Below are 26683 nucleotides of genomic sequence, written 5' to 3' on the forward strand. Positions count from 1 at the left end.
CGAAACTTCCTCATCCTGTGGTCCTGCAGCCAGGTCGTCCGGTTCATCGTCGCGCCACCTCCTGCGCGATATCCAAACCGGACAACTCGTCTGCTACCTAACCCGGACAACTCATGTGCTTACGACACGCTGCAAGCGTCCGACTTGAGCTTCACAATCGGCGGGACTAGAACCTCCGGCATCGCTCGCTGCGGATGTTTTCCGCCAGGCGATGGCGGGGCCTTGAAGCCCGCGCCGCTTTCCAGCCCCGCCAAGACGAGCGCGTTCGACCATGAATTCCATGTCCTACACCGGCGCCTGGCCGGTCGCACCGACGCCCTTCAACGACGACGGGACGCTCGATCTTCCCGGCATGCGGCGGGTGCTCGACTGCATCGCCGACCAGGGTGCGGACGGAATCTGCATCCTCGCCAACTTCTCCGAACAGTTCCTCCTGTCCGACGCCGAGCGCGAGACGCTGACGCGGCTGTGCCTGGAACATGTCGCCGGTCGGCGCCCGATGATCGTGACGATCTCGCACTACGCGACGCCGATCGCCGTCGAGCGCGCCCGTCTCGCCAAGGATCTCGGGGCCAGCGCGGTGATGATGATGCCGCCCTATCACGGTGCCCTCATGAAGGGATCGCCCGAACAGACCTTCGAGCAGATGGCGCGGGTCGGCGAGGTGGGCATCCCGATCATGATCCAGGACGCGCCGCTGTCGGGCGTCGACCTGCCGGTGCCGCTGCTCGTCAAGATGGCCCGCGAGATCGAGATGGTGAAGCTCTTCAAGATCGAATGTGCCGGCGCTGCGACGAAGCTTCGCCGGCTGATCGCCGAAGGCGGCGAAGCGATCGAGGCGCCCTTCGACGGCGAGGAGGGCATCACCATGCTCGCCGATCTCGACGCCGGCGCCCGCGGCACGATGTGCTCGGCGATGGTCACCGAACACATCCGGCAGGTGGTGCTCGATCATCTGAAGGGCGATCGGCCGGCCGCCGCCGCCGGCTATCGGCGGCTTCTGCCGGCGGTCAATCACGAGAACCGCCAGTGCGGTTTCCGCGCCGCCAAGGCGGCGATGGTCGAAGGCAGGGTCTTCGCCTCGGAGTTCTGCCGCCACCCGGTGCCGCCACTGTCGCCCGAGACCCGTGCGGAGCTGATCGATCACCTTCGCCCCCTCGATCCCGTCGCGATGCGCTGGGGACATTAGGCGGAACGGCGTCACGCCCCCTTCCGTCCGCTCCGGCCTCTTCGCCGCGACGCCCGCCCGGCTTTCCGGTCGGGAAGCGGCTCCGACGCAAGGCGGCTCCGGGCGTCAGACAAGGACAAGTTCCGTCGGTCATTGTGCCGCTTCCCGTGAAACAGCGATCTGGAAGCGATGCGTCTGCAGTTGGACAAGGCCGTCGGAAAGGCCCGCAAGTTCGAGAAGAAGGGCGAGTTCGACGCGGCGGCGGATCTCTATTCGCAGATCCTCGACCAGTTTCCGCAAAATCAGCGGATCGCCCAGGCGCTGGAAGCGCTCGTCGAGCGGATCGGCAATCCGCCGATCGACGAGCTGAGGGGTCTCGAAGCCGCCTACAACCGCCGCGACTATGCCGGCGTGCTCAGCGCGGGCACCGCGCTCGCGGCGCGTTTTCCGCGTTCCTTCACCTTGTTCAACATCCTCGGCGCCGCGCAGTTCGCCTTGCGCGACGCGGTTTCGGCCGAAGCGAGCTTCCGCCGGGCGATCGCGATCCATCCGCGCAACGTCGACGCCCACACCAATCTCGGCGTCGCGCTCAAGGTGCAGGGCCGGATCGCCGAGGCGCTGCAATCCTATGCCAGCGCGGCGCAGCTTTCCCCGGACAACGTCAACATCAAGGTCAATCTCGCCAATCTCCTGCGGCAGACCAATCGCCGGGAGGAGGCTCTGGAGATCTACGCCGACCTCGCCCGCGCACGGCCGTTCGATGCCGAGCCGCGGTTTCTCATGGCGGCGGTGCTGCAGGAACTCGGCAAGGGAGCCGAAGCCGTCAGGGAGGCGTCGAAGGCCCTTGCGATCGATCCTTCACACGCCCGGGCGAAAGTTCTGGTCCTTCACCAGCTCTGCCATTTCTGCGATTTCGACGCGACGGCCGCGCATCTGAGGGGCTCGGAGACCCTCGGCATCGAGGGAGCGCCGGTCGAGCCCTTCGCGCTGTTCGCGCTCGACGATTCGCCGGCCCGCAACCTGAAACGCGCGCAAGCCTGGGCGACGCGGTTTCCGGCCGCCCCCGCTTTGCCGCGGGCGCCGCGGCGCGAGGGACCGCTCCGGGTCGGCTATTTCTCGGCCGACTTCCACAACCACGCGACCATGTATCTGATCGCGCCGGTCTTCGAACATCACGACCGCGACGGCTTCGAGATCAGCCTCTATTCCTTCGGAGGCAAGGAAGACAGCACGATCGCCGCACGGCTCGGCCAGACATCCGCCCGCTACCGGGACGTCCATCGCCTCTCCGATGCGGCGATCGCTCAGGTGGCGCGCGAGGACGGGCTCGACATCGCCGTCGATCTCAAGGGCTACACCAAGAACGCCCGGCCGGAGATCTTCGCCAGCCGGGCCGCGCCCGTGCAGATCAACTATCTCGGCTTTCCCGGCACGATGGCGGCGCCCTTCATCGACTACCTGATCGCCGATCCGGTGCTGATTCCCGAAAGTCATCAGGCCCATTACTCCGAGAAGATCGTCTATCTGCCGGACAGCTATCAGCCGACCGACGACGGCCGGATCATCCCGCCCGACGGATCGACACGGAGCGACCACGGGCTGCCCGAGCGCGGCTTCGTCTTCGCCGCCTTCAACGCCACCTACAAGATCCAGCCGCGCGACTTCGCCATCTGGATGCGCCTGCTTGCGGCCGTCGACGGCAGCGTGCTGTGGCTGTTCCGCTCGAACGACGCGGCGGAAGCCAACCTGAAAAAGGCCGCCACGACGCATGGGGTCGATCCGGCCCGGCTCGTCTTCGCCCCGCCCCTGCCCCATCTCCAGCACCTTGCCCGCCACCGCCATGCCGACCTCTTCCTCGACACCTTCGTCTGCAACGCCCACACGACCGCGAGCGACGCGCTCTGGGCCGGACTGCCGCTGGTCACGCGGATCGGCGAGCAGTTCGCCGCAAGGGTCGCGGCGAGCGTCCTGACCGCCGCCGGCCTGCCGGAACTCGTCACCCGATCCGACGAGGACTACGAGACTCTGGCGCTGGCGCTTGCCCGCGATCCGGCGCGGCTCGCCGCCCTGAAGGACGGGCTGGCTGCCAATCGCGCCAGCGCGCCCCTCTTCGACAGCCGCGCTTATACCCGCCATCTCGAAGCCGCCTACCGCGTCGTCCACCGGCGCTGGCTGGATGGCGAGGCTCCGGCGGTGGTTCACGTCGGGCGGGACTGACGCGCGGCGGCGAGTTCGCGCCGTCGGTTCAGGCTCGCACAAGTGCTCTTGCGGTACTTCGTCACCGACGAGAAGCAGAGACGACTGATTTCGCAATGCCGATTTCGCAGCCGGAAACGATCACCAAGTCTTACTGGCCCGTCCCAGCATCCGGAGTCGCGGCATGAAGGTCGTCATTCTTGCCGGCGGGCGCGGCTCGCGGCTCAGCGAAGAGACGACGATGCGGCCGAAGCCGCTCGTCGAGATCGGCGACAAGCCGATCCTCTGGCACATCATGAGCATCTACGCCCATTTCGGCTTCGACGAGTTCGTCGTCTGCGCCGGCTACAAGAGCTACCAGATCAAGGAATACTTCGCCAATCTGGTTCTCCACCATTCCGACATCACCGTCGATCTCGGCAAGAACACCATCGAATATCATCACTCGAAGCGGCCGAACTGGAAGGTCACCGTCGTCGACACCGGCCTCGAGACCCTGACCGGCGGCCGGCTGAAGCGGATCAGGCCGTTCCTTCCCGAAGGCGAGCCCTTTCTGATGACCTATGGCGACGGCGTCGCCGACGTCGACGTCGCCGCCGAGGTCGCCTTTCACAGGTCCCACGGGCTGAAGGCGACGATGTGCGCCATCGCCCCGCCCGGGCGCTTCGGCACCGTCGAGATCGAGGCCGATCGGGTTTCCGCCTTCGTGGAAAAGCCGACGGCCAACCGGCAGCGCATCAATGGCGGCTTCTTCGTCCTGGAGACGTCCGTCCTCGATCTGATCGACGGCGACGGGACGCATTTCGAAGGCCGGCCGCTGGAGCAGCTGGTCGCCGAGGGCCAGCTCGCGGCCTATCGCCACGACGGCTTCTGGCAGCCGATGGATACGCTGCGCGAACGCGATCACCTCGAAGACCTCTGGCGTTCGGGCCGCGCGCCGTGGAAGCTCTGGTCGTGAGCGGGTTCTGGCAGGGGCGCCGGGTCCTCCTCACCGGCCAGACCGGCTTCAAGGGCGCCTGGCTCAGCCTCTGGCTGGAGCGGCTGGGCGCGCGGGTCACCGCCGTCGGCCTTCGCCCCGACACCGAACCCTCGCTGTACGGGATGCTGGCGCCCTTCGACGGCCAGACCCACCATCTCGGCGACGTCCGCAATCTCGGCGCGATGGAGCGGCTCGTCGCCATGGCGCAGCCGGAGATCGTCTTCCATCTCGCCGCCGAGGCACTGGTGCGCCGCTCCTACGACGATCCGGTCGGAACCTTTTCGACCAACGTCATGGGGACGGTCAACCTGCTCCAGGCGCTGCGGCACGCGAGGGAGCTGCGCGCCGTCGTCGTCGTCACGACCGACAAGGTCTATGCCAACGACGAGGCCGGCAGGCCCTTCGAGGAAGCCGACCGGCTGGGCGGCAAGGACCCCTACAGCGCCTCCAAGGCCGCGGCCGAACTCGTCGTCGACAGCTTCCGGGCGAGCTTCTTCTCCTCCGGCGGCCCGGCGATCGCCACCGCCCGCGCCGGCAACGTCGTCGGCGGCGGCGACTGGGCGGAAGACCGGCTGATCCCCGATTTCGTTCGGGCATTGGCGAAGGGCGAGCCGCTGCGGCTGCGCTCGCCGATGGCCGTCCGCCCGTGGCAGCACGTCGTGGAGCCGCTGGCCGGCTATCTCGCTCTTGCCGAGGCTTTGGCGACGCGACCGGCGAGCGTACCGGCGGCGCTGAACTTCGGCCCCGACCCGGCGCAGTTCGCCAGCGTCGCCAAGGTCGCCGAGTCGCTCGGCCGCGCCTTCGATCGCCCCCTTTCCTGGCTGCCGGCCGCGGGAACCAACCCGCCCGAGGCGCAGCATCTTCGCCTGTCCTCGAAGCTCGCCGCCGAGACGCTCGGCTGGCGGCCGCTGCTGTCGCTCGAACAGACCATCGCCTGGACCGCAGACTGGTATCGCGCCCATCGAGACGGCGCCGACATGCGGGCGATCACCGAGGCGCAGATCGCCGCCTACGAGGACGAGACCCCGCTCGAACAGGTCGAGGCCGCCTGATGCGCTTCATCGAGACCGCCGTCGCCGGGGCCTATGTCGTCGAGCCCGACCCGTTCGTCGACGAGCGCGGCATCTTCGCCCGCACCTTCTGCGCCGACACCTTCGCCGCCCACGGCCTCGTCGATCGGTTCGTCCAGACCAACACCTCGTTCAACCCGAAGAAGGGCACGCTGCGCGGCCTCCACTGGCAGGAAGCGCCGAAGGGCGAGGCCAAGCTGGTGCGCGCGACGCGCGGTCGGCTTTTCGACGTCGCGGTGGATCTGCGACCGGATTCGCCCACCCGCCTCGCCCATGTCGCAGTCGAACTCGACGCCGACCGGCGCAACGCCCTCTATATTCCTGTCGGCTGCGCCCACGGCTTCCTGACGCTGACCGACGACTGCGAGGCCTTCTACCTCGTCTCGGAGAACTACTCGCCCGAAGCCTCCCGGGCGGCGCGCTGGGACGATCCCGCCTTCGCGATCGCCTGGCCCGCGCCCCCGCAAGTCATTTCACCGCGCGACGCGAGCGCCGAGGACTACGCCCCATGAACGTCAGCATCGACCCCGCCAAGCTGTCCGCCGCCCGGCCGACGGCGAATCCCGACGCAGCGACGGACGTCGTCCTCAGCATCTGCGTGCCGACCTACAACCGGGCCATCTTCCTGAGGCACCTGTTCCCGCACATCCGGGAAGTCGCCAAGGCCTTCGATTTTCCCTACGAAATCATCGTTTCGGACAATTGCTCGCCGGACGAGACGCCGGAGATCGTCCAAGACTTCATCGCCGAGGGCCTGCCGATCCGCTATTTCCGGCAGGAGGAAAACAAGCGCCTGTCGAACCTCTTCAGCGCCTTCCGCCATGCCCGCGGCGAGTTCCTCGTCTATCTTGCCGACGACGATCTGTTCATTCCGGAGGCGCTGGCGGACAATGTCCGCTTCATGCGCGACAATCCCGAGATCCGCGTCCTCTACACGCCGTGGCAGATCTACGACGCGCTCGCCGAGGAGTCCCGGGGACAGTTCTTCCGGCTGCCGAAGCCCGTCCAGGTATTTTCGCCCGGCCAGGAGATCGATCTCCTGAAGATGCTGGTGGACCACCACATCATGCCGGAGATCGCCATGTACCGGGCCGAGGCCGTTCGCCAGCTCGTCTCGGCGCCGCAGTTCTGCTACTGGGCCTTCGCCTATCTCGCGACGATGATCTCGCAAGGGCCGATCGCCTTTCGCGACGTCCCCTACTACCGCTCGGTGACGCTGACCCCGGTGATGCCGAACCGGCACCAGGAAGGCACCCACGACAATCTGCACAACTGGGACGCCTTCCGCGGCGGCATCGAGTTCATGATCTTCAGCCTGCTCAAGCGGCTCGGGCTGACGCCGGACCGGGAGCTCGGACTGATCTTCCGCGGCATGGTCGACCACTTCCTGCATCTGCGCATGCACGTGTCGCTGCGGCTCTGGCTCGGGCGCCGGGACTATCTGAGGGCCTACGAGCTCATCACCCGCCTCAGCTACCTCAATCCCGCCAGCGTCGAGAACATCGGCGGTCTCGAGACGCTGCTGCCGCGCCTCAAGGCCCAGATCCTCGCGCAGCTCGCCAACGGCATCGCCGAGATCGAGCGGGTGGCGGTCTTCGGCATCGAGGACGTCGAGCCGTTCGAGAGGGACCTCCGCGACCTCGGCCTCAAGCCGCACATCGCGGTCGTGCGCGGCGAGACCCTCACGGGTGACGACACGGCAGAGACGACCTTGAGCTTCGTCCGCGACGACGCGATGCGCCAGGCCCTCGTCGAGGCCGGCTGCGAACCCGGCCTCGTCGTCAGCGGTCGCGACATCGAGGTGAATTTTCCTCTCTGACGAGGGGACGTTCGCCACAGGGCGGTCCGGGAGCGGCCCCCGGCGGACCGTCCGGGCACAGCGTCAGGTCCTCGCGAGGCTTGCCCTCGCGAGCGTCCGCGTTACGCGCCGGAGAGGCAGTCCCGCCAGTTGGAAAACCTTTCGTCGAAGCGCAGGCGGAGCGCCGCCCGCTGCTTTTCGATCTGCGCGAGCTTCGTCCGGGCGACGGCGCCGACCAGGTTCGTCACGGCTTCGAGGCTGTCGCTCTGCGACGCGGCAAGGGCGGGAAGCACCGGGGTGCCGAACAGGAACTGCTGGGCGTGGCGGAGTTCGACGTCCTCCGGGCTGCGACGCTGGTTCCTCGCGATGGCGATCCGCCCGGAGGCAAGGCCCGCCTCGATCTCCTCGATGATGGAGCCGGGCACTCCCGCGGCGCCAAGAAGCCGCCGGCCGGCGAATCCCTCGGCGAAATCGGAGAGTTCCCAGCAGTCGACGGCGATGTCGAGGCCGGAGGAGGCGAGATATTGCCGTAACACCGAGAAGGCGGTCGCGTAGTCGAAGACGTAGGCCACCGGCACTTTGGCCTCCCAGGCCGACCAGTAATATCCCTGCGCCAGAGCCGCCGTCGCTGCCTGCTCGAAACTGATCGGGAACCACTTGGCCGCCTCGGCATAGATCGATTCGAAATAGTCGAACGGATCGCGGACCGAGAAGACGAAGCGGATGCTCCCGGCGCCGGCCTCCTTGAAGGCGAATGCCACGCCGAGGCCATAGGCCTTCTGGCAAAGCACGTTCTGGAAATGCTCCGACGACACGACCACCGTCGAGGCGCCGTTCTGGCGTGCCTCGGCCATCGTCTCGGCGACCCAGCGGTAGTCGTCGAGATAGGCCCGTTCGGCGAGATGGCGATGGCCCTCCGAAGCGGCAGGATAATACAGCCCGTGCGGCAGGAGCGCGGGCCCGACGCGAGCCATCAGCGTCTGAAAGGCGGTCGAGCCGTTCTTGGCGCAGCCGGCGTGGATGATGACCTTCAAGACGCCCTCTTTCCTCTGCGACGGAGCGCGCGGCCGCCCACGCCGGAATGGTTGCTGTGTGACATGGTGGCTGGAGCGATTCAACCTGCAGAAGGACGTCCGGTAGGAGGCGACCATCGGCGCTCCCGGCACGAGGCCTCGCAGCCGGCTTCAGGCGAGCGCCGCCAGCCCCGCATCGTCCGGAAAGCATGCCTGGAAATGGCCGAGACTGCCCTTCGAAGAGGTCGGCGCCAGAAGCCGCTCCGCAGCGTGATCGCCCCGCGCCCTTGCCGCCGCCGGCGGGCCGCCGAGGCTCGCGGCGAACCACGCGGCCGGCGTCGCGCCGAGCGCCTCGGCGAAATCGCGCGGCCGCCTCGGCGCATCCATGACACCCGCGTAGATCGCCGCGAATGCGGCGACGCTCGCCTCGGGCGAATGGCTCGCGCCGACGTGCCGGGCGGCCTCCGCCCCGATCCTTGCGACGGCAGAAGGATTGTCCACCATCCAGTCGAGCCAGCGTCTTGCATCCTCGATGCTCGTCGCGACGATCCCGGTCTCGCCATGGGTGACGATCGCCCGCTCCGCCGGATTGGCGAAGACGAGCGGACAGAGGCCGAGCGACATCGCCTCGACGAGGGCGTTTTCGCCGGTGCCGTAATGGTCGGCGGCGAGGAGGTAGAGAAGCGCGTCGAGGCCGGCGAGCGCTTCGGCCGGGTCTTCGGCGTGCCCCTCGAAGACGATGCGATCCGGATGGCGCATCGCCGCGGCCCTTGCCGCGACGGCGCCTTGAGGATCGACATGGCCGAACAGCCGGAGGCGGATATCGCTGCGCGCCCCGTCGACGACGTCGAAGATGTCCGGATGGAGCTTGGCGAAATCCAGCGTGCCGAGAAAACCGAACGAAACCGCGCCCTCCTGCGGTCGCCGCGGGCGGGAGCGCGCGGCAAAGCCGAATCCGGAATTGGCCACCGCAAAGCTCTCGGGCCGATCGGCGATCGCGTTCCGCAGGTTGGCCGCCTCGAAGGAGCAGGGCGAGGTGAAGACCGTCCGGTCGGCACGCTTCGCCAGGGCCGCCGGGACGACCGGCGGGGCGAGACCCGAGACGTGGCACCAGAGCGCCAGCCGGTGCGCCGGCAAGCCGGTTTGCGCCAAAAACGCGAAGAGCCGCGGGTGCCCCCACCATTCGATTTGGAGAATGTCCACCTCGGCGACGAAGCGAGTGGTCTCGGCCTGCGTCGGAGAGACGATCACCTCGCAGCCCGCCGCCGCGATACGTTCGGCAAAGCGCCCGTCCTGTGGCCGTTCGAGAAGAAGGAAGCGGTGGCGCTCCTGCGAACCCATCTCCCGGCGCGCTTCTGCCAGCGCCGCGTGAGCCTTGCCGACGCCGCCCCCGAGATGGGCCGCGACGTGGAGGATCTTCATTCGGCCGCTTCCGGCAGCCGCCTCAAGCCGCCCGGGACCGGCACCGACGGATCGAGCGTGACCTTCTGGCGGAACCGCGCGAGCAGTTCCTCGCGATAGGGATCGATGTTGTCGGGCAGGCAATGGGTGAGCTGGCCGCAGCCGCCGCACACGCCGTTCTCGCAGCGCCGTCCCTCAAGATGCTGGAGCCGCAGCGCATTCATCTTGTCGGAATTCCAGATCGCCTTCATCGACTGGACCCGCGCATCGCCGATGACGAGCTTGCGCTCCCAGTCGAGGAAGCAGGAGCTGACCAGGCCGTCGGAATTCACCGAATAGCCGTAGAAGATGTAGGGGCAGGTGTCGGTGTCGCCGATGTCCTGCTGGTAGATGCCGGTGGAGATCCGAATTCCCGTATGGGCCTCGATGTCGAACTCGGGCCAGCAGGGGGCGAAGTTCTCGATGAAGATCCGGTCGCAATGGTCGCCGAAGGTGTCGAAGAATTCCTGGCGCTGGGCCTCGGAGATCAGCTCGCCGGGGATCTTCACGACGACCTCGCAGTCGCCCTTGTTGTCGTAGAGCCAGCGGACGTTTTCGACGAATCCCTCGAAGTCGAAATTCGCCTTGGTGAAGCGCTTGTACTGCTCGCGGTTCATGCCGTCGACGGAGATGTTGATCTTGTCGAGGCCGGCCTCCAGCACCGGACCGAGCCGCTCCGGCGTCAGGAAGGTGCCGTTGGTGGTGGTGTCGATATAGTCGACATGGCCGCTCTGTTTGGCGTAGCGGATCATGTCGGCAAAGCGCCGGTTGAGGAACGGTTCGCCGTCCTTGTAGAGCCGCAGGACCTTGATCGGCTCGCCGAACGCGCCGAGATCGTCGACGATCTTCTGGAACAGCTCGTATTTCATCGCGCCCTGATAGCGGCCGGTATCGCGGATCATGTCGCGATGGCCGGTCGGGCAGAAGGTGCACTGGAAATTGCAGGCGCTGGCCGGATCGACGAAGACGATGAACGGGGTCTGAAGCGGAATGACCGTCTCAAGTCGGGTCCGGTCTTCGAGATTGATGCGCGGCTTGATCTCGGCTTTCATCGTGTATCGCTCGTTCGGGCACCAGGGGCGCGAGATTGCTCACGCCGACGACGGCCGCCGGATCGCCGTCGCGCAGAGGCGCCGAGCCGAATTCCAGCAGATCCCGCTGCCCGGTCTCGTCGGCAATGTGTTCGACGAAGGCCCGGAGCGTGATGGCGCGACCTGAACAGACATTGATTGCCCCAGCCTGTTCACTCGATACGATGCTTGCGATCATCCGTCCGGCAGCGGCGACGTCGAGGAAGTCGCGGAGCTGCGTGCCGGCGGAAAGCTTCGCCGTCTTCTTCTCCGCGAGACAGACTCTGACATAGGGGACGAGCCGGTTCGGATGCTCGCCCTCCCCGTAAAGATAGAACAGACGCGCCCAGGAGAAGCGCATCGATTTTCCGGCGAGATAGCGCTCCAGCGCCGTGAACAGGGCGACCTTCGTCGCGGCATAGAGCGTTTCCGGCTTCAGCGGGGAGTCGACGGTGAGGCGCTCGGAGGGAAGCGCGTATTCGAAGCAGGTGCCGACGCCGACGACGTGGCGGACGCCGGCGCGGGCCGCCGCGCGGGCGAGCGTCAGGCTGCCGGCAAGGCAGGAAAGGTTCTCCTCGGCGTCGAGATAGCGGCCGGGCTCGACGTACCAGGCCGCGTGGACAAGCGTGTCGACGCCCCCGCAGGCGGCGGCGAGATCAGCCAACGATTCGGCAAAGAGATCGGCGGTCTCGACGACCTCCGCCGGTGCGGCGAGACGATCGGCGGTGCCCGGGCGGACCAGCACCCGCACGTCGTGACCGTTTTCGACGAGGGCGCGGTGGATCTGCCGGCCGACGAAACCGGTGGCGCCCGTCAGGAGAACGCGCTTTCGCTGGGTGGCCGGCTTTGACATAGACGGTATCATCAGGTCGTTCGAAGATCTTCCGCCGCCGTTCCGTTCCACCTTTTCCGGCGTCTCGCAAGCTTTGCGCGAGAGATGCCCGGCATAAGCGACCTCGATTCGAGCACGGGACGACCAGATGGATGCCGCTTCCCCGGGCCTGTCAGCCGCCCGGACCTTCCACGCCCTGCCCGACCCGGCAACGGCCCTCGCCCTCCTCGGCGAGGCAAATCGCCGCGCCCCGGCGGGCCGTCCGGTCGCCATCGGGGAACGCGATCTCTGGCTCTATGGCGCCGGCAATCTCGGCCGGCTCGCCCGAGCCCATTGCGACGTCGTCGGCCAGCTTGTGGCCGGCGTCGTCGACCGCAACGCCGAGGCTCACCGGGACTTGCCGGACTGGGCGGGCGTTTCGCTGCGCCCTCCGGACGAGGTTTCTCCCGGAACCAAGACGCGGGCATTGCTGGCGGTCTCGATCGTCACCTCGCCCTTCGTCCCGCTGCGCGACCAGCTTCTTGCCGACGGCTGGGCTGACGTCGTTCCCTTCTACGACGTCGCCGAAGGCTTCCGTCATCTCCACCCGCTGTCGAACGGCTGGTTTTCATCGCCGCTCGAAGACGCGGCGCTGACGGAAGCGGGAGAAGTCCTCGCCGGCTTTACCGACGACCGTTCACGCGCGCACTATCTGCGCTTCGCCGCCTGGCGGCTCGCCCGCGAGGAGTGGGACTTTCCGCAAGCGCCGGTCACGATCGGCGATCGGTTCTTCATTCCCGAGGTGCTCGGCGCCCTTCGCCCGGCTGAACGCGTCCTCGACGGCGGTGCCCATCACGGAGAGCTGGTGCCGCGTTTCTTCGAAGCGTTCGGAGGCACGTTGGAGAGGCTCTGGGCGATCGAGCCCGATCCCGGCAGCCTGCGCGTGCTCGACGCCGCCGGCGAGACCTGGCCGGCGGACATGCGTCGCCGCGTCGCCATCCTCGACGAAGTGCTGGCCGCGCGGTGCGGGCCGATACGCTTTCATCACGGTCTCGGTTATGCGTCGCAGATCGCCCCGACAGGCGATCTCGCGCGCCGCGCCACCACCATCGACACGCTCGGCCTCGATTCGACCGTCATCAAGCTGCATCTGGAAGGTGGCGAACTGGATGCGCTGAAAGGCGCGCGGGAGACGATCCGGAGCCACCGGCCGATCCTGCTCGCCACGATCTATCACGATGCCGCCGGCCTGATCGAAACGCCGCTCCATCTGATGCGGACGCTGGAAGACTATGCGGTCTTCATGCGAACCCACGGCTATTGCGGCACCGGCGCCGTCCTCTACGCCATTCCGAAGGAGCGCTTGCCCTCATGAAGACGCCCGCACTCGTCATGGATCTCGGGATGAACAATGGCGACGACAGCGCCTATTATCTCGCCAAGGGCTTTGCCGTCGTCGCGCTCGAAGCCAATGGCGAACTCGTCGCGGCCTGCCGCCGGCGATTTGTCGGCGAGATCGCATCGGGCCGCCTCACCATCGTCGAGGCCGCGATCTTTTCGAGCGAAGGCGAGGTGACGTTCCTCGTCAACGAGGCGAACGATCACTGGAGCAGCATCGAACCCGGCTGGGCCGGCCGCGAGGACACGGCCACCCGGCCGGTGACGGTTCCGGCCGTCACCCTCGACACGCTGTTCCGGCGCCATGGCGTACCGCACTATCTCAAGATCGACGTCGAAGGCGTCGACGGGATCGTGCTCGACCAGCTGGCCGAGGCCCCGGTCAAACCGGCCTATGTCAGCGTCGAGGATTGCCGCTTCGGCTTCGACTACGTCGAGACCCTGTCGCGGGCGGGCTACCGGCGATTCAAGCTCTTCGACCAGTCGACCGTTCCCGAACTGATCGACCCGGCGATCACGTACCGTTTTCCGGCGGGCTCCTCCGGCCCCTTCGGCGAGGACGTGCCCGGCGAATGGCTGGACGTGGAGGAGTTCGTGGAACTCTACGCGACGACCGTGCGCGACCGCGCCGGCAATCGTCTGGCGCCCCGCAGCCGCTGGTGGGACATCCACGCCAAGCGGGCCTGACGACGGCGGCACACGCCTGCCGCTTCGCCACGACGAAAAGCCGGGCGGACCCGGCTTCTTCATTCCATCGGATTGTGACCGTCTTGTCGAGGCGAGCCGGCCCTGCGATCACGATCGCCGCCGGGCCTTGCGCTCCTCAGTCCTTGACGGTGAGGATCTGCTTGCCGCGATACATGCCCGTCTTCAGGTCGATGTGATGCGGACGGCGAAGCTCGCCGGAGTTCTTGTCCTCGATATAGGTCGGCGCCTTGATGGCGTCGGCCGAGCGGCGCATGCCGCGCTTCGACGGGGATACTTTCCGTTTGGGTACGGCCATGGTCTGCTCCATTGCCGGCGCTGGCTCGAACCCGGCACCGGTCTCGTCTGTTCGTTCGTCTTCGAGGCCCGGCGCGCCGAGAGGTTTCGACACCCGCGAGCAGTATTTCCGCCGCACGGCTTCCATGCGGCAGAAAAGACCGCATCGAGAATGCCGGCATGGCAGGAATTCGAGGCTGCCCATAGCAAACATGCAGGGAAAAGAAAAGAGCCGGCGGAACGGGATCACCGCCGATCGGCCCATGCCGGGCTCGTCCGCTCTCAGTCCGGATCGAGGCAGCCGACATAGGCCCCGGAGGCCTTGGCCAGACGTTCCACCCGTTGCGCCAGCCGGCGCATGGTCCGGCTCGGATTGGCGGGGTTGCGGGCATCCGGCGCCGGCAGCGACACGGTGATCAGCGCCGCCTCGCGGGCCGTCAGCTGCGACGCCGACTTGCCGAAATAATGCTGGCTCGCCGCCTCGATGCCGTAGACGCCGGTGTCCCATTCGGCGATGTTGACGTAGATCTCGATGATCCGCCGCTTCGAGAGGACGAAATCGAAATAGATCGCCAGCGGCAGTTCCATCGCCTTGCGGAGGAAGGAGCGGTCGTTCCACAAGAACAGATTCTTCACCGTCTGCATGGTGATCGTCGAAGCGCCGCGCGTCTCCTCGCCGTCGAGGGCCTGATCGACGACCGCCAGCATCTCGCCCCAGTCCACCCCCCGATGGCGGCAGAACTGGCCGTCCTCCGACATGATCACCGAATGCAGGAGAACCGGCGCGACGTCGTCGATCGACACCCAGTCCCTGAGGACCGGGCGGACGGTGACCTCGTCCCACAGCATCAGGGTCGAGACCGGATGAACGCCGCGAATCGCATAGATCGGCGTCAGGACGAGCGGGATCGCCGCGAGGACGACGAGCACGATCGTCACCCAGGCCGCTATGCGCTTCGTCGTTTTGAACATCTCGGGATCATCGGCAAGGTCGGCAGGGGCGAGATCGGCGGAGGCGAGCGCGCCGAAAGGGCAACCTTTACTTATCGGCGCTATAAAGCCGGCGCAATGGCTCTCAGATGGCCAGCGAAAAAATCTCCTGCAATGATATTAAGATAGCCAGAGCGAAAGAGGACATCACGATGAAGCCCGGGGAATTCGAAGCATTACTCAAGACCAGCGCCTCGGCCGTCGGAGATTTTCTCGACGACACTCTTTCGTCCAACCAATTGGTCGCCGGCACCCCGCATCATCTGTTGAATGCCATGCGCCACGGCGTCTTGAACGGCGGCAAGCGTCTGCGGCCGTTTCTCCTCTGCGAGGTCGCCAAGCTGTTCGGCGCCAATCCGAAGGCTGCCATGCAGGTGGCCCTCGCCGTCGAGTGCATCCATTCCTATTCGCTGGTCCATGACGATCTGCCGGCCATGGACGACGACGACCTGCGCCGCGGCAAGCCGACCGTGCACAAGGCCTTCGACGAGGCCACCGCGATTCTCGCCGGCGACGCCCTTCTGACCCTCGCCTTCGGCCTCGTCGCCTCGGTGGAGGCGATCCCTGCCGAGACACGGATCAAGCTGATCACCCTCCTGTCGAAAAAGGCCGGCGCACCCGGCATGGTCGGTGGCCAGATCCTCGACATGCAGGCGAACGGCAAGCCGCGCTCGGAGATCGAGATCACCCGCATGCAGGCGATGAAGACCGGCGCGCTGATTTCCTACGCCTGCGAAGCCGGCGCCCTCGTCGCCGGGGCGAGCGAAGAGGATCGCACCCGCATGCGCCGCTACGGCGAAAACGTCGGCATCGCGTTCCAGCTCGCCGACGATCTCTTGGACGAGACGGGCGATGCCAGCGTCGTCGGCAAGACGATCGGCAAGGACCGGGAGCAGGGCAAGCAGACCCTCGCCCAGATCTACGGCAAGAGGGCGCTGGAAGATCGCCTGGCGGCCCTGGTGAAGGGCGCCGAGGAAATGGTCGAGCCGTTCGGCGAGCGGAGTGCGATCCTCGTCGAGGCCGCCCGCTTCGTGTCGTACCGCAAGCACTGAGCGAGCGGACGGCGGCCTTCATCCTTCAGCGCGACGGGTGTAAGGACTCGACCTCCGCTTCGCTCGCGCCACGGGCTCGAGCGTCGCGCGGGCCGCCCGCGCAAGCCGCCGTCCGCGGGGAAGCTGCCGGCTCCGGTGCCGCCGCGACCTCATTCCTCGTCGCGGGAACCGACCTTGACGGTATAGTTGAGCGGCATGCGCCCTCCGTCGGCATAGATCGTCTGTCCGGTGACGTAGCTCGCCTCGTCGGAGGCGAGGAAGCTCGCGATGGCGGCGATCTCCCGCGGCTCGCCGATCCGGCCGAGGGGCGTTCGGGAAAGGACCGTGCGGGTCGCCGCTTCGTCCGCGACGACGCCCTTGAGAAGATCGGTCATGATCGATCCCGGTCCGACCGCGTTGACCCGGATGCCGTGCGGCGCGAGCGACAGGGCCATGACCTTGGTCAGTTGGTTGATGCCGCCCTTCGAGACCGAATAGGCGACCTGATCGGCCAGCGCGAAGACCGCGTTGATCGACGATACGTTGACGATGGCGCCGGCGGGGCCGCCACCCTTCACCTTGTCGACGAGATGTCGCGCCACCGCTTGGCCGCAAAGGAACGCGCCCTTCAGATTGACGTCGAGCACCCGCGAGAAATCGGCTTCGTCGAGATCCAGGAAATCGGCCTTGTGGACGATACCGGCATTGTTCACGAGAATGTCGACGTCGCCGAAGCGATCGAGCGCGGCGGCGAGGAGATTGTGGACGTCGAGCCGCTCGGCGACGTTGCAGCCGACGGCGACGACGTCACCCAAATCGCCGAGTTCCTCTGCGGCGAGATTGCCGGCCTTCTCGTCGGTGTCGGCGATCACGACCTTCGCACCGTCGTGCAGGAACCGGCGGGCAACGGCGTAGCCGATCCCTTTCGCCCCTCCCGTCACGATGGCGACGCGCCCGTCGAGTGCCATGGCGATGCTCCTTCTACAGCCTGCCGAAACGCCTTAGAGCGGGATGAAACGAGCTTCGCTCATCCTTCCGCTCCATCTTCCTGTTTGCGCATGATCTTTTCCGAAAACCGGTTCCCACTTTTCGGGATCATGCTCTAGCAGGTCCGCCCGAACGTCGCACGGGCCGCCCCTGCCGGTGCGGCGTCCCCCGGAGCGCGTCCCGGCTCAGCCGTTGCCCCGAAAGCCCGGATAGAGCGACATCCCGCCGTCGGCGAAGATCGTCTGCCCGACGATGTAGTCCGCGGCGTCCGAGGCCAGCCAGGCGACGATGCGGCCGATGTCCTCAGGATCGCCGATGCGGCCGTAGGGAATCAGTGTCTTGATGTCGTCGGCGTTGTCCTGGCGTTCCTCGGCGTTGATGGCGGTCGCGATCGCCCCCGGCGCGACGGAGTTCACCCGGATGCCTTCCTCTGCGACTTCCTGGGCGAGCGAGCGCATCAGCAGATGGATGCCGCCCTTGGACGCGGCGTAATTCACGTGGAACGCCCACGGGACGAGCTGGTGGACGGACGAATCGAAGATCAGCTTGCCGAGCGCGCGGCTGACATCGGGCCGTCGCCCCTTGGCGCGGAACCGCCGGATCGCCTCGCGGCCGACGAGAAAGGCGCCGGTGAGGTTGACCGCGATCACCGCGTTCCAGTCGTCGAGGCTCATCTCGCCGATCTTGGCGTCCTTCTGGATGCCGGCGTTGGAGACGACGACGTCGAGCGGTCCGAGCTTGTCTTCGGCCTCCGCGAACATCGCGAGGACCTCGTCTTCCTTCGAAACGTCGGCCTGCACCGCGATCGCCCGGCCGCCGGCCTTTTCGATCTCGCCGACGACCTCGTCGGCCTGCTCGGGACTGCCGCGGTAATTGACGGCGACGCGGGCGCCGACGCCGGCGAGCGCCATCGCCGAGGCACGGCCGATGCCGGACGACGCGCCGGTGACCAGCGCCGCCTGTCCGTCGAGACGCGTCGGGTCAGTAGATGCCATCGGGATCCTCCATCATCTTGAACTCGAAGTAGCCGGGATCGGCCTTGTTTCCGTTCAACGTTCGATCGAGCCAGATCGCTGCCGAGATCAGCGAAAGATGTGTGAGCGCCTGAGGGAAATTGCCGAGATGGTCGCCGGTTTCGGAGAGTTCCTCCGAAAACAGGCCGAGGTGGTTGGCATAGGTGTGCAGCTTTTCGAACAGCAGTCGCGCCTGCGCCACGTAGCCGGTGCGCGCCAGAGCCTCGACATACCAGAACGAGCAGATGGTGAAGGCGCCCTCTTCGCCCTCGAGCCCGTCGTCGTTCTCCTCGGTGTTGATGTAGCGCTTGACGAGGCAGTCGCGCACGAGGTGCCTGCGGACGGCCTTCAGCGTCGAGGTCCACATCGGATCGCGCGGATTGATGAATTTGACCAGGGGCATGAGCAGAACGACCGCGTCGAGGGTCGAAGAGCCCTTGAACTGGGTGAACGCCCCCACGTCCGGGTTCCAGAATTCCTCGATGATGGTCCGCTGGATCTCGTCGCGCTCGGCGCGCCAGGTGAGGATGTCCGCCGGCAGGGAATGAATGTCGGCGATCCTCAGCGCCCGGTCCAGCGCCACCCAGCACATCAGGCGCGACGAGAGATATTCCCGCGGCTCGCCCCGGCTCTCCCAGATCCCACGATCCGGCAGGTGCCAGTTGCGTGCCAGCCAGTCGACGATGCGGGAGATCTTCGCCCACACCGCATAGGCCGGCTTGCCGCGCGCCTTGGTCGAGATGTAGAGCGCGTCGAGAAACTCGCCGTAGATGTCCATCTGGCGCTGCTGATAGGCGGCGTTGCCGATCCGCACGGGCCGCGATCCGTCGTAGCCTGCGAGATGATCGAGGGCGGACTCGCGCATCTCCTCGCCGCCGTCCATCCGGTACATGATCTGCAGGCCCGATTCGCCGGTTTCGACCGCCCGCTCCATCAGAAAATGGATGAAGGACTCGGCCTCGTCGTAATAGCCGAGCCGCGACAGGGAATAGAGCGTGAAGGCGGAATCGCGGACCCAGCAGTAGCGATAGTCCCAGTTGCGCTCGCCGCCGAGAACTTCCGGCAGGCCGAAGGTCGCCGCCGCCGCGATGGATCCGTATTCCGACGAGGTGAGAAGCTTCAGCGTCAGGGCCGAGCGCACGACGAGTTCGCGCCAGAAGGTGGGATAGGTGCCGCGATTGACCCATTTGTGCCAGAAGTCGCGGGTGCGCGAAAAGGATCGGCGGACATAGCCGGGCGAGACCGGCGGCAGGTCCGGGCGCCCGGGGCAAAGGACGACCCAGCAATCCTCGCCCTCCTCGAGGTCGACCGTCGCGGCGATGTCCGAGCCGGCGATGTCGAGGGGAAACGAGGCATAGAGGGTCACCGCCCACGCTTTCCCCTCGGTTCCCGTCCAGGCGATCGTGACACCGCCCTCGACCGGCGTCAGCGTCGGCGCGGCGCGGGCATAGTCCGGCCGAGCCGAGACGTCGAGCCGGAAGGTCTTCGCTCCGACGATCGCCCTGGCCCGCCGGACGATGCGGCCGGACCCGTCGATCGGCATGTAGTCGCAGACTTCGCCGATGCCCTCGTCGCCGAGGAAGCGGCTGATCAGGATGTTGGTGTCGGGAAGGTAGATCTGGCGGTAGGTGATCGTCCCGTCCTCGACGTGGAAGGCGAAGCGCCCGCCCTTGGCGGGATCGAGAAGGGCGGCGAACAGGGTCGGGGAATCGATGCTCGGATGGGAGAGAAAGTCGATCGTTCCGTCTTCGGCGACGAGGGCGATGGTATTCATGTCGCCGATCACGCCGTGCGCCGCGATACGGTTCGGAACGTCGGGTGTGGGATGGTCAGGCATCGTCTTCCTTGGGAAAGTTGCATCGCCCGACGAAAAATCGGCCCGACGCCGCGGGGGTAAACCCGGCGTTTTTGACGCAGTGCAGTGAGAAGCCTTTCACGAGAATTTGCAACCGCCCTGAGGGCTGATACATATCAAGACGTTGCGGCGTGGTCGCGGCGAGCCTCGAAGTGGCGGCTCGAAAGCAAGGGATTGACGATTTTTGACAAGCGCGATCGAAACCAGTCTGCGGCGCGCCCTCGATCAAGGAAATCGCGCCGATCCGGACTTTCGCCTCGAGATCTACGAAGCCGCCGAACGGGCGCTGTTGCGGCTCGAAGCCGCGAACGGAATGTCCGACGAGACCCGGGATCGTCATCGCCGCGACCTGATCGGGGCCATCGAGACGATCGAAAGCGAATATCTCGGCGCGAACGATGATCCTTCCGAGGACGAGCCGGAAAGCGACGACCTGCCGGAGGCGACCGCGGCCGGGGATCGCGGCGTCAGCGAGAGCCGCACGGCCGACAGGCGGAGCCGGGCGCGCAGCGGCTCCGTCCAGCGCGCGGAGCCGGCCGAAGCGATGGCGCTCGACCGCGACGAGCGGATCGCCGCCGCAGAGCCTGAGGACGACGAGACCGACGCTCCCGAGGCCGGACGGCGAGGCGGCGGCAGGCTGATCGGCCCGCTGATCGTGCTCCTGCTCCTGTTTCTCCTCGGCGTCGCGATCTGGATCGCCCTTCCCTTCTTCTCTTCCGGCGGACCGGGCGAGACCGCCGCGGCGAACGGCGGCGACGAGACGCTGACGGTCGCCGACGCCATCCGGGAGAATTCCAGCGTGACGGCGGAGACGGCCCCGGCGACGGAGTGGATCGATCTCTATTCTTCCCAGGATCTCGACGAGTTCGCCACGAGCGACGAGGCGATCGAGCCGGTGGCGAGCGAGGGCGGGCGGACGGTCGTGAAGCTCGTGCAGCCGTCCGGCGGCAATGCGCAGGACGGGGCGGAGGGTGCTGCCGCCGTCCGCGAGATCGAAATGCCGATTTCCGGCGATGCGGCTCGCCGCTTTGCCGGCCAGAAGGCCCAGGCGGAGATCATCGTCGGCTCGCCCGACGGCGAGCCGCGCGAATTCACGCTGCGCTGCCTGTTCGGCGGCGAGACGGTCTGTGGCCGCCAGCGCTTCACCACCGCCCTTCCGGAAGAGAATTTCCTGTTCAACCTGCAGTTCCCGCCGGAGGCCGTGGCGGGCGGGCAGATCGCCGTCGACCCCTCGGTCGGGAACGGCGGCAACGACCTTCTCTTCTACGGTCTGAGGCTGCGCCCGTCGTCGTGAGCCCGGCCGCAAGTGTGCGGCGGGCGATCCGGATTTTCACAATCCGATGGTATCGATGGCCAGGGCGGGCCGCCCGATCCATGCGGGGAAAGGCGAAACGCCGCACCGGGGCGATCCGTCCTCCAAACTGAGCGATCCACGACGACGCCATGCGCAGCAAACGTCTCACCCTCATCGCGGCTCTCGCCCTGCTCGCGCTCGCGGCGCTTCACCCGTCGGCCGCCTTCGCCGCGGCCGGCGTCTTCGTGGTGCTCGTCCTCACCATCCACTGGCCGGCGCGCGAACGCTCGAAGAAGACCGATCCGGACGTCCGGGCCGGCGCGGACGTCTGGCCGGATCGCGGCATGAAGGCCGTGCTCGAGGCGCTGCAGGAGCCGGCGCTGATCGTCGATCGCGACTTGCTGATCCGCTACCGCAATCCGGTCTCGGCCGTCGCCTTCGGCAACATGGCCCTCGCCGACCCCCTGTCGCTGCGGTTTCGCTCGCCCGAACTTCTCGCCTCGATCGAGGCCGCGATCGCCGATTCCGTCGCCAGGAGCGCAATTCTCGACGAGCGCCGACCGATCGAACGCCACTGGCTCGTCGAAATCCTTCCCGTCCCGGCCTATCAGGGCCTGCAGCCGCGCTTCTTCGCCGTACTCTTTCACGATCGCACCGCCGAGCGCCGGGTCGAGCGCATGCGCACCGACTTCGTCGCCAACGCCTCGCACGAATTGCGCACGCCGCTCGCCTCGCTGTCCGGCTTCATCGAGACGCTGCAGGGACCGGCCCGGGACGATCGAGAGGCGCGCGAACAGTTCCTCAAGATCATGCGCGAGCAGGCGAACCGGATGTCGCGGTTGATCGACGACCTCCTCTCCCTCTCCCGGATCGAGATGCGCCGCCACGTCGCGCCGCAGTCGCGGGTGGACCTCGTCGCGGCCCTCGGCAAGGTGCGCTCGCAGATGCAGCCGCTCGCCGACGAGCTGGGCCTGACGCTGGACTTCGTCGAGCCCCAGGAGCCGATGCCCGTCCTGGGCGACGAGGACGAGCTCATCCAGATCTTCGCCAATCTCGTCGAGAACGCCTGCAAATACGGCGGCGACGGCGGGCGCGTGGAGCTGTCGGTGCAGCGGGCGAGCGAGCGCGGCGAGGCGGTGATCGACGCCTCGGTCCGGGACTTCGGCCCCGGCATTCCGGCCGAGCACGTCCCGCGGCTGACCGAGCGCTTCTACCGGGTCGACGCCGGCGCGTCGCGCTCGAAGCGCGGCACCGGCCTCGGCCTGTCCATCGTCCGCAACATCCTGCTGCGGCACAAGAGCCGCCTCATCGTCGACTCCGTGGTCGGCCAGGGCTCGACCTTCACCGCCCGCTTCCCGATTGCGACGGAGATTCCCGCCAACTCGCGACAGAATCTGGAAACGTCATATTTTTGAATGACTTAGACTGTCGTAAAACCGTTAGGTCTCTGTCATAAGAGTTTGGCCGGCAGCCTTTAGCAAGGGCCGCGAACCACAGCCGCACGGATCGGCTGGCGAAAAACGGTTCGAACGCGAAATCGCTCAGGGAGCACCCTCTCTATGAACAAGACCTTCATCGCCGGCCTCGCGCTCGGCACCGCCGCCTTCGTCGGCTCCGCCCAGGCTCAGAGCAACCAGCAGATCCACGTCGCCGGTTCCTCGACCGTTCTGCCCTACGCCCAGATCGTCGCCGAGAACTTCGGCGAGACCTTCCCGGACTACCAGACGCCGGTCGTCGAGTCGGGCGGCTCCTCCGCCGGCCTCAAGCAGTTCTGCCAGGGCGTCGGCCCCGACACGATCGACATCGCGAATGCCTCGCGCTCGATCCGCGACAGCGAGATCAAGGCCTGCGCAGACGCCGGCGTCACGGAAATCTCGCAGGTCAAGTTCGGCTATGACGGCATCGTCTTCGCCTCCTCCGCTTCGGGCCCGGACTTCGCCCTGAAGCCGGCGATGATCTTCGAGGCGATGGCCGCCAAGGTCCCGCAGGACGGCAAGGTCGTCGAAAACCCGAACAAGTCCTGGAAGGACGTCGACGCGTCGCTGCCCGACCAGCAGATCACCGCCTTCATCCCGGCCTCCAACCACGGCACCCGCGAAGTCTTCGAAGAGAAGGTCCTGATGCAGGGCTGCGAGGACTCCGGCGCGATGGAAGCCTTCACCAAGTCCGGCATGGACAAGGATGCGGCCAAGGAAGCCTGCGTCTCCGTGCGCAACGACGGCTCGGTCTCCGAGATCTCCGGCGACTACACCGAGACCCTCGCCCGCATCGAGGCCAACAAGCAGGCCGTCGGCGTCTTCGGCCTGGCCTTCTACGAGCAGAACCAGGACAAGCTGAAGGTCGCGACGATCAACGACGTCGTCCCCTCCGCCGAGACCATCGCTTCCGGCGAGTATCCGGTGTCGCGTCCGCTGTTCTTCTACGTCAAGCGCGCCCATCTCGGCGTCGTTCCGGGCCTGTCGGAATACGTCCAGTTCTTCCTGTCGGAGCAGATGACCGGCGAAGGCTCGCCGACCGTCGAATACGGCCTGGTCCCGCTGCCCGCCGACGAGCGTGACGAGCAGATCTCGAACTTCGAGAACGGCGTCGCCATGGGCTCCAAGTCCTGATCGAGCGAAGGCTCGTCTCGATCGTCTCGCAAGCCGAGAGATCTCTTCCGCTGGCCGCCGACGCGGCCAGCGGATTCGCCGTACGAGGGTGATCGGCCCCGCGTCCGCCTGACGCACCGTTGGCCTCGATCCCCTTGTCCCCCGGATGTCCTTCGGCGAAAGTCTTTCCGTGTCGACCTTCACGATCATTCTCATCGTCATCGCCATCGGCCTCGTCGGCGCGGTGCTGGCCTATCGGCGCGCCCGCGGGCTCGTCGGCCGGGACGGCGTCAAACTGCATTCGCGCCCGACCTATCACGCCTCCTTCGTGGCCTGCTGGGGGATGATCCCCTCGCTTCTCGTCCTTGCCGTCTGGCTGATCGCCGCGCCGATCGTCATTTCGGCCGACGTGCGCGGCAACTTCCCCGAGGGCGTCCTGGCGCAGTCGGATCTGACCGAGGATCTGGCCTACGGCATCGTCGAATCGATGGGCAGCGGCCTGCGCGTCCTGCCCGAGGACGAGCGGGCGAGGGTCACCGAAGCGACCCCGGTCGAGGACGTCGCCGACCTTCTGCGCAATCGCGGCATTCCGATCGCCTCGGCCGCCGCCGACTGGATGGTGCCGCTGGCGATCCAGCTGAATTCGATGCAGATCTGGAGCCAGTGGGCGATGACCGCCGCGGTGCTCCTCGTCGCCCTCGCCGGCGTCGCCCTCGCCTATCGCCGGATCGCCCCGCGGCTGCGCGCCCGCAACAACGTCGAGCGGATCGTCACCGGCGCCCTCATCGCCGCCTCGTCCATCGCCATCATGACCACCGTCGGCATCGTCTTCTCGATGCTGTTCGAAACCATCGACTTCTTCTCGCGCATCTCGCCGGCGGAGTTCTTCTTCGGCACGGTCTGGGAGCCGCGCTTCTCCTCCGCCGGCTCGACGGGCTCGGCCGGCAGCTTCGGCTTCATCCCGCTGCTCGCGGGCACGCTCTACATCGGCGCGGTGGCGATGATCATCGCCGTGCCGATCGGCCTGTTCGCCGCGATCTACATGGCAGAATATGCCGACAACCGCACCCGCTCGATCGTCAAGCCGCTGCTCGAGGTGCTCGCCGGCATCCCGACCATCGTCTACGGCTTCTTCGCCCTCGTCACGGTCGGCCCGTTCCTGCGCGACCTGTCGGCCGAGATCAGCGGTCTCGTCACCGGCAACTACGCCAGCTTCATCGAGGCCCAGAGCGTCCTCACCGCCGGCCTCGTCATGGCCATCATGCTGATCCCCTTCGTCTCCTCGCTGTCCGACGACATCATCACCTCGGTTCCCCAGTCGCTGCGTGACGGCTCGCTCGGCCTCGGCGCCACCCGATCGGAAACGATCAAGCGGGTGATCCTGCCCGCCGCCCTGCCCGGCATCGTCTCGGCGCTGCTTTTGACCGCATCGCGCGCCATCGGCGAGACGATGATCGTGGTCCTCGCCGCCGGCGTCGCGGCCAATCTGACGCTGAACCCCTTCGAGCCGATGACGACCATCACCGTGAAGATCGTCGCCCAGCTCACCGGCGATCTCGAATTCAACTCGCCGCAGACCCTCGTCGCCTTCGCGCTCGGCATGACGCTCTTCGTCATCACCTTGTGCCTCAACATCTACGCCCTCTACATCGTGCGCAAATACAAGGAGCAGTACGAATGAGCGACGCCACCGCCAACGGCATCGCCGACGCGGCTGCCGCCCGCAAACCGAGGCGCGACATCGGCATCAAGAAGCGCTACGCCGCCGAGCGCCGCTTCAAGGCCTACGGCATCATCGCCATCGCCATCGGCCTCGCCTTCCTCGTCGCCTTGATGTGGAGCATCGTTTCCCAGGGCTACACGGCCTTCTGGCAGACCGAGATCGAGGTCCCGATCTCCTTCTCCGAAAAGGTTCTCGGCACCCCCGAACAGGCCAACGAAAGCCAGACCAAGCTGTTGATGGCGAACTACCCGCAGCTCGCCCGCGACGGCCTCGTCCAGCTGCTCGGCATCGACCCGGCCGACAAGAAGGCGGTGAGCGCGGCCAACGGCCTGATCTCCTCCGGCACCCGCGTCACCCTGCGCGACATCGTGATGAACGATCTCTCGGTGATCGGCACCACCGAGGACGTCTGGCTCTATGCGAGCTCCGAACTCGACAGCGCGCTGAAGGGCCAGTACGACCTCGACGTGCCGGAGAACCGTCGTCCGATCAGCGACCTGCAGCTTCAGTATATCGAAAAGCTCAGGCAGCAGGGCGCGATCGAGCAGCGCTTCAACTGGGGCCTGTTCACCTCCGGCGCCTCGTCGCGGGCCGAGACCGCCGGTGTCGGCGTCGCCATCATCGGCTCGCTCTACATGATGCTGATCGTGCTGGCGCTCGCTTTGCCGATCGGCGTCGCGGCGTCGATCTATCTCGAGGAGTTCGCGCCGAAGAACAGGTTCACCGACCTCATCGAGGTGAACATCAACAATCTCGCCGCCGTGCCGTCCATCGTCTTCGGCCTCCTCGGCCTCGCCGTCTTCATCAACTGGTTCGGCCTGCCGCGCTCCGCCGCGCTCGTCGGCGGCCTGGTGCTGACCCTGATGACGCTGCCGACCATCATCATCGCGACGCGCGCGGCACTGCGGGCCGTGCCACCCTCGATCCGTTCGGCAGCCCTCGGCCTCGGCGCGTCGAAGACGCAGACGATCTTCCATCACGTGCTGCCTCTGGCAGCGCCCGGCATCCTGACGGGAACGATCATCGGCCTCGCGCAGGCCCTCGGCGAGACGGCGCCGCTGCTCCTCATCGGCATGGTCGCCTTCGTCGCAGACTATCCCTCGACGCCGCTCGACCCCTCGACGGCCCTGCCGGTCCAGATCTACATGTGGGCCAACGAGGCCGAACGCGCCTTCGTCGAGCGCACCTCCGGTGCGATCATCATCCTGTTGGGTTTTCTCGCAATCATGAACGTGACGGCGATCCTGCTTCGCCGCCGCTTCGAGCGCCGCTGGTAGG

23 protein-coding genes are annotated in these 26683 nt (G+C 66.8%); 14 read left to right on the top strand and 9 right to left on the bottom strand.

Going from position 1 to position 26683, the window contains the following annotated elements; all coding sequences use genetic code 11:
- Positions 1-271 precede the first annotated feature (271 nt).
- The 6 genes from LZD57_RS22705 (at position 272) to LZD57_RS22730 (ending at position 7232) form a co-directional block, all read left to right on the top strand.
- Entirely contained in the window at positions 272-1189 is a 918-nt protein-coding gene (locus tag LZD57_RS22705) for a dihydrodipicolinate synthase family protein (protein WP_233721876.1), read from the top strand.
- Between the two features lie 168 nt (positions 1190-1357).
- Positions 1358-3385, top strand: a complete 2028-nt coding sequence (locus LZD57_RS22710) for an O-linked N-acetylglucosamine transferase, SPINDLY family protein (RefSeq protein ID WP_233721877.1) — start codon at positions 1358-1360, stop codon at positions 3383-3385.
- Positions 3386-3548: 163 nt separating this feature from the next.
- Positions 3549-4322 (top strand): glucose-1-phosphate cytidylyltransferase, encoded by a 774-nt coding sequence (gene rfbF, locus LZD57_RS22715; RefSeq protein WP_233721878.1) that lies wholly within the window; start codon positions 3549-3551, stop codon positions 4320-4322.
- The gene (gene rfbG / locus LZD57_RS22720; protein ID WP_233721915.1) at positions 4313-5395 is read left to right on the top strand and encodes a CDP-glucose 4,6-dehydratase; all 1083 of its coding nucleotides are present in this window, start codon (positions 4313-4315) and stop codon (positions 5393-5395) included. The genes rfbF and rfbG overlap by 10 nt, the downstream gene beginning before the upstream one ends.
- Entirely contained in the window at positions 5395-5925 is a 531-nt protein-coding gene (gene rfbC, locus LZD57_RS22725) for a dTDP-4-dehydrorhamnose 3,5-epimerase (protein WP_233721879.1), read from the top strand. Before rfbG ends, rfbC begins: the two co-directional genes overlap by 1 nt.
- On the top strand, positions 5922-7232 hold the full coding sequence (locus tag LZD57_RS22730; protein WP_233721880.1) for a glycosyltransferase family 2 protein: 1311 nt from the start codon (positions 5922-5924) through the stop codon (positions 7230-7232). The genes rfbC and LZD57_RS22730 overlap by 4 nt, the downstream gene beginning before the upstream one ends.
- A gap of 101 nt (positions 7233-7333) precedes the next feature.
- Here LZD57_RS22730 and LZD57_RS22735 read toward each other — a convergent pair whose 3' ends face one another.
- The 4 genes from LZD57_RS22735 to LZD57_RS22750 form a co-directional block, all read right to left on the bottom strand.
- Positions 7334-8245: a hypothetical protein gene (locus tag LZD57_RS22735; RefSeq protein WP_233721881.1), complete on the bottom strand. Its 912-nt coding sequence runs from the start codon at positions 8243-8245 to the stop codon at positions 7334-7336.
- 150 nt (positions 8246-8395) lie between these two features.
- Positions 8396-9646 carry a glycosyltransferase gene (locus tag LZD57_RS22740; protein ID WP_233721882.1) on the bottom strand — a complete coding sequence of 417 codons (1251 nt, stop codon included), beginning with the start codon at positions 9644-9646 and terminating at the stop codon, positions 8396-8398.
- The gene (locus tag LZD57_RS22745; protein WP_233721883.1) at positions 9643-10716 is read right to left on the bottom strand and encodes a radical SAM/SPASM domain-containing protein; all 1074 of its coding nucleotides are present in this window, start codon (positions 10714-10716) and stop codon (positions 9643-9645) included. The genes LZD57_RS22740 and LZD57_RS22745 overlap by 4 nt, the downstream gene beginning before the upstream one ends.
- A complete protein-coding gene (locus tag LZD57_RS22750; protein ID WP_233721884.1) occupies positions 10664-11587 on the bottom strand; it encodes an NAD-dependent epimerase/dehydratase family protein in 924 nt (307 codons plus the stop codon). Before LZD57_RS22750 ends, LZD57_RS22745 begins: the two co-directional genes overlap by 53 nt.
- Positions 11588-11714: 127 nt before the next feature.
- Between LZD57_RS22750 and LZD57_RS22755 the strand changes: the two genes are divergently transcribed.
- Together LZD57_RS22755 and LZD57_RS22760 are read left to right on the top strand one after the other, a co-directional pair.
- Positions 11715-12920, top strand: coding sequence for an FkbM family methyltransferase (locus tag LZD57_RS22755; protein WP_233721885.1), 1206 nt, complete (start codon positions 11715-11717; stop codon positions 12918-12920).
- Positions 12917-13630, top strand: a complete 714-nt coding sequence (locus LZD57_RS22760) for an FkbM family methyltransferase (RefSeq protein ID WP_233721886.1) — start codon at positions 12917-12919, stop codon at positions 13628-13630. The genes LZD57_RS22755 and LZD57_RS22760 overlap by 4 nt, the downstream gene beginning before the upstream one ends.
- 136 nt (positions 13631-13766) lie before the next feature.
- Here LZD57_RS22760 and rpmF read toward each other — a convergent pair whose 3' ends face one another.
- Both rpmF and LZD57_RS22770 read right to left on the bottom strand, forming a co-directional pair.
- Entirely contained in the window at positions 13767-13946 is a 180-nt protein-coding gene (gene rpmF, locus LZD57_RS22765) for a 50S ribosomal protein L32 (RefSeq protein WP_233721887.1), read from the bottom strand.
- 260 nt (positions 13947-14206) lie between these two features.
- Complete coding sequence (locus LZD57_RS22770) at positions 14207-14896, bottom strand: biosynthetic peptidoglycan transglycosylase (RefSeq protein WP_233721888.1); 690 nt, start codon at positions 14894-14896, stop codon at positions 14207-14209.
- 170 nt (positions 14897-15066) lie between these two features.
- Between LZD57_RS22770 and LZD57_RS22775 the strand changes: the two genes are divergently transcribed.
- Entirely contained in the window at positions 15067-15966 is a 900-nt protein-coding gene (locus LZD57_RS22775) for a polyprenyl synthetase family protein (protein ID WP_233721889.1), read from the top strand.
- Between the two features lie 149 nt (positions 15967-16115).
- Here LZD57_RS22775 and LZD57_RS22780 read toward each other — a convergent pair whose 3' ends face one another.
- From LZD57_RS22780 to LZD57_RS22790, 3 genes are all read right to left on the bottom strand, one after another.
- Complete coding sequence (locus tag LZD57_RS22780; RefSeq protein WP_233721890.1) at positions 16116-16913, bottom strand: SDR family NAD(P)-dependent oxidoreductase; 798 nt, start codon at positions 16911-16913, stop codon at positions 16116-16118.
- A 204-nt stretch (positions 16914-17117) separates the two neighbouring features.
- Entirely contained in the window at positions 17118-17927 is an 810-nt protein-coding gene (locus LZD57_RS22785) for an SDR family oxidoreductase (protein WP_233721891.1), read from the bottom strand.
- A complete protein-coding gene (locus LZD57_RS22790) occupies positions 17914-19782 on the bottom strand; it encodes a glycoside hydrolase family 15 protein (protein WP_233721892.1) in 1869 nt (622 codons plus the stop codon). Before LZD57_RS22790 ends, LZD57_RS22785 begins: the two co-directional genes overlap by 14 nt.
- A 202-nt stretch (positions 19783-19984) precedes the next feature.
- Here LZD57_RS22790 and LZD57_RS22795 point away from each other — a divergent pair, with 202 nt between their 5' ends.
- The 5 genes from LZD57_RS22795 (at position 19985) to pstA (ending at position 26682) form a co-directional block, all read left to right on the top strand.
- Positions 19985-21094, top strand: a complete 1110-nt coding sequence (locus LZD57_RS22795) for a hypothetical protein (RefSeq protein WP_233721893.1) — start codon at positions 19985-19987, stop codon at positions 21092-21094.
- 149 nt (positions 21095-21243) lie between these two features.
- Complete coding sequence (locus LZD57_RS22800; protein WP_233721894.1) at positions 21244-22509, top strand: ATP-binding protein; 1266 nt, start codon at positions 21244-21246, stop codon at positions 22507-22509.
- 144 nt (positions 22510-22653) lie between these two features.
- On the top strand, positions 22654-23703 hold the full coding sequence (locus tag LZD57_RS22805; RefSeq protein ID WP_233721895.1) for a substrate-binding domain-containing protein: 1050 nt from the start codon (positions 22654-22656) through the stop codon (positions 23701-23703).
- A gap of 169 nt (positions 23704-23872) precedes the next feature.
- Complete coding sequence (gene pstC, locus LZD57_RS22810; RefSeq protein WP_233721896.1) at positions 23873-25363, top strand: phosphate ABC transporter permease subunit PstC; 1491 nt, start codon at positions 23873-23875, stop codon at positions 25361-25363.
- Complete coding sequence (gene pstA / locus LZD57_RS22815) at positions 25360-26682, top strand: phosphate ABC transporter permease PstA (protein ID WP_233721897.1); 1323 nt, start codon at positions 25360-25362, stop codon at positions 26680-26682. The genes pstC and pstA overlap by 4 nt, the downstream gene beginning before the upstream one ends.
- Position 26683: the final 1 nt, after the last annotated feature.

Source organism: Jiella avicenniae (assembly GCF_021390325.1).
Lineage (GTDB): Bacteria > Pseudomonadota > Alphaproteobacteria > Rhizobiales > Rhizobiaceae > Jiella > Jiella avicenniae.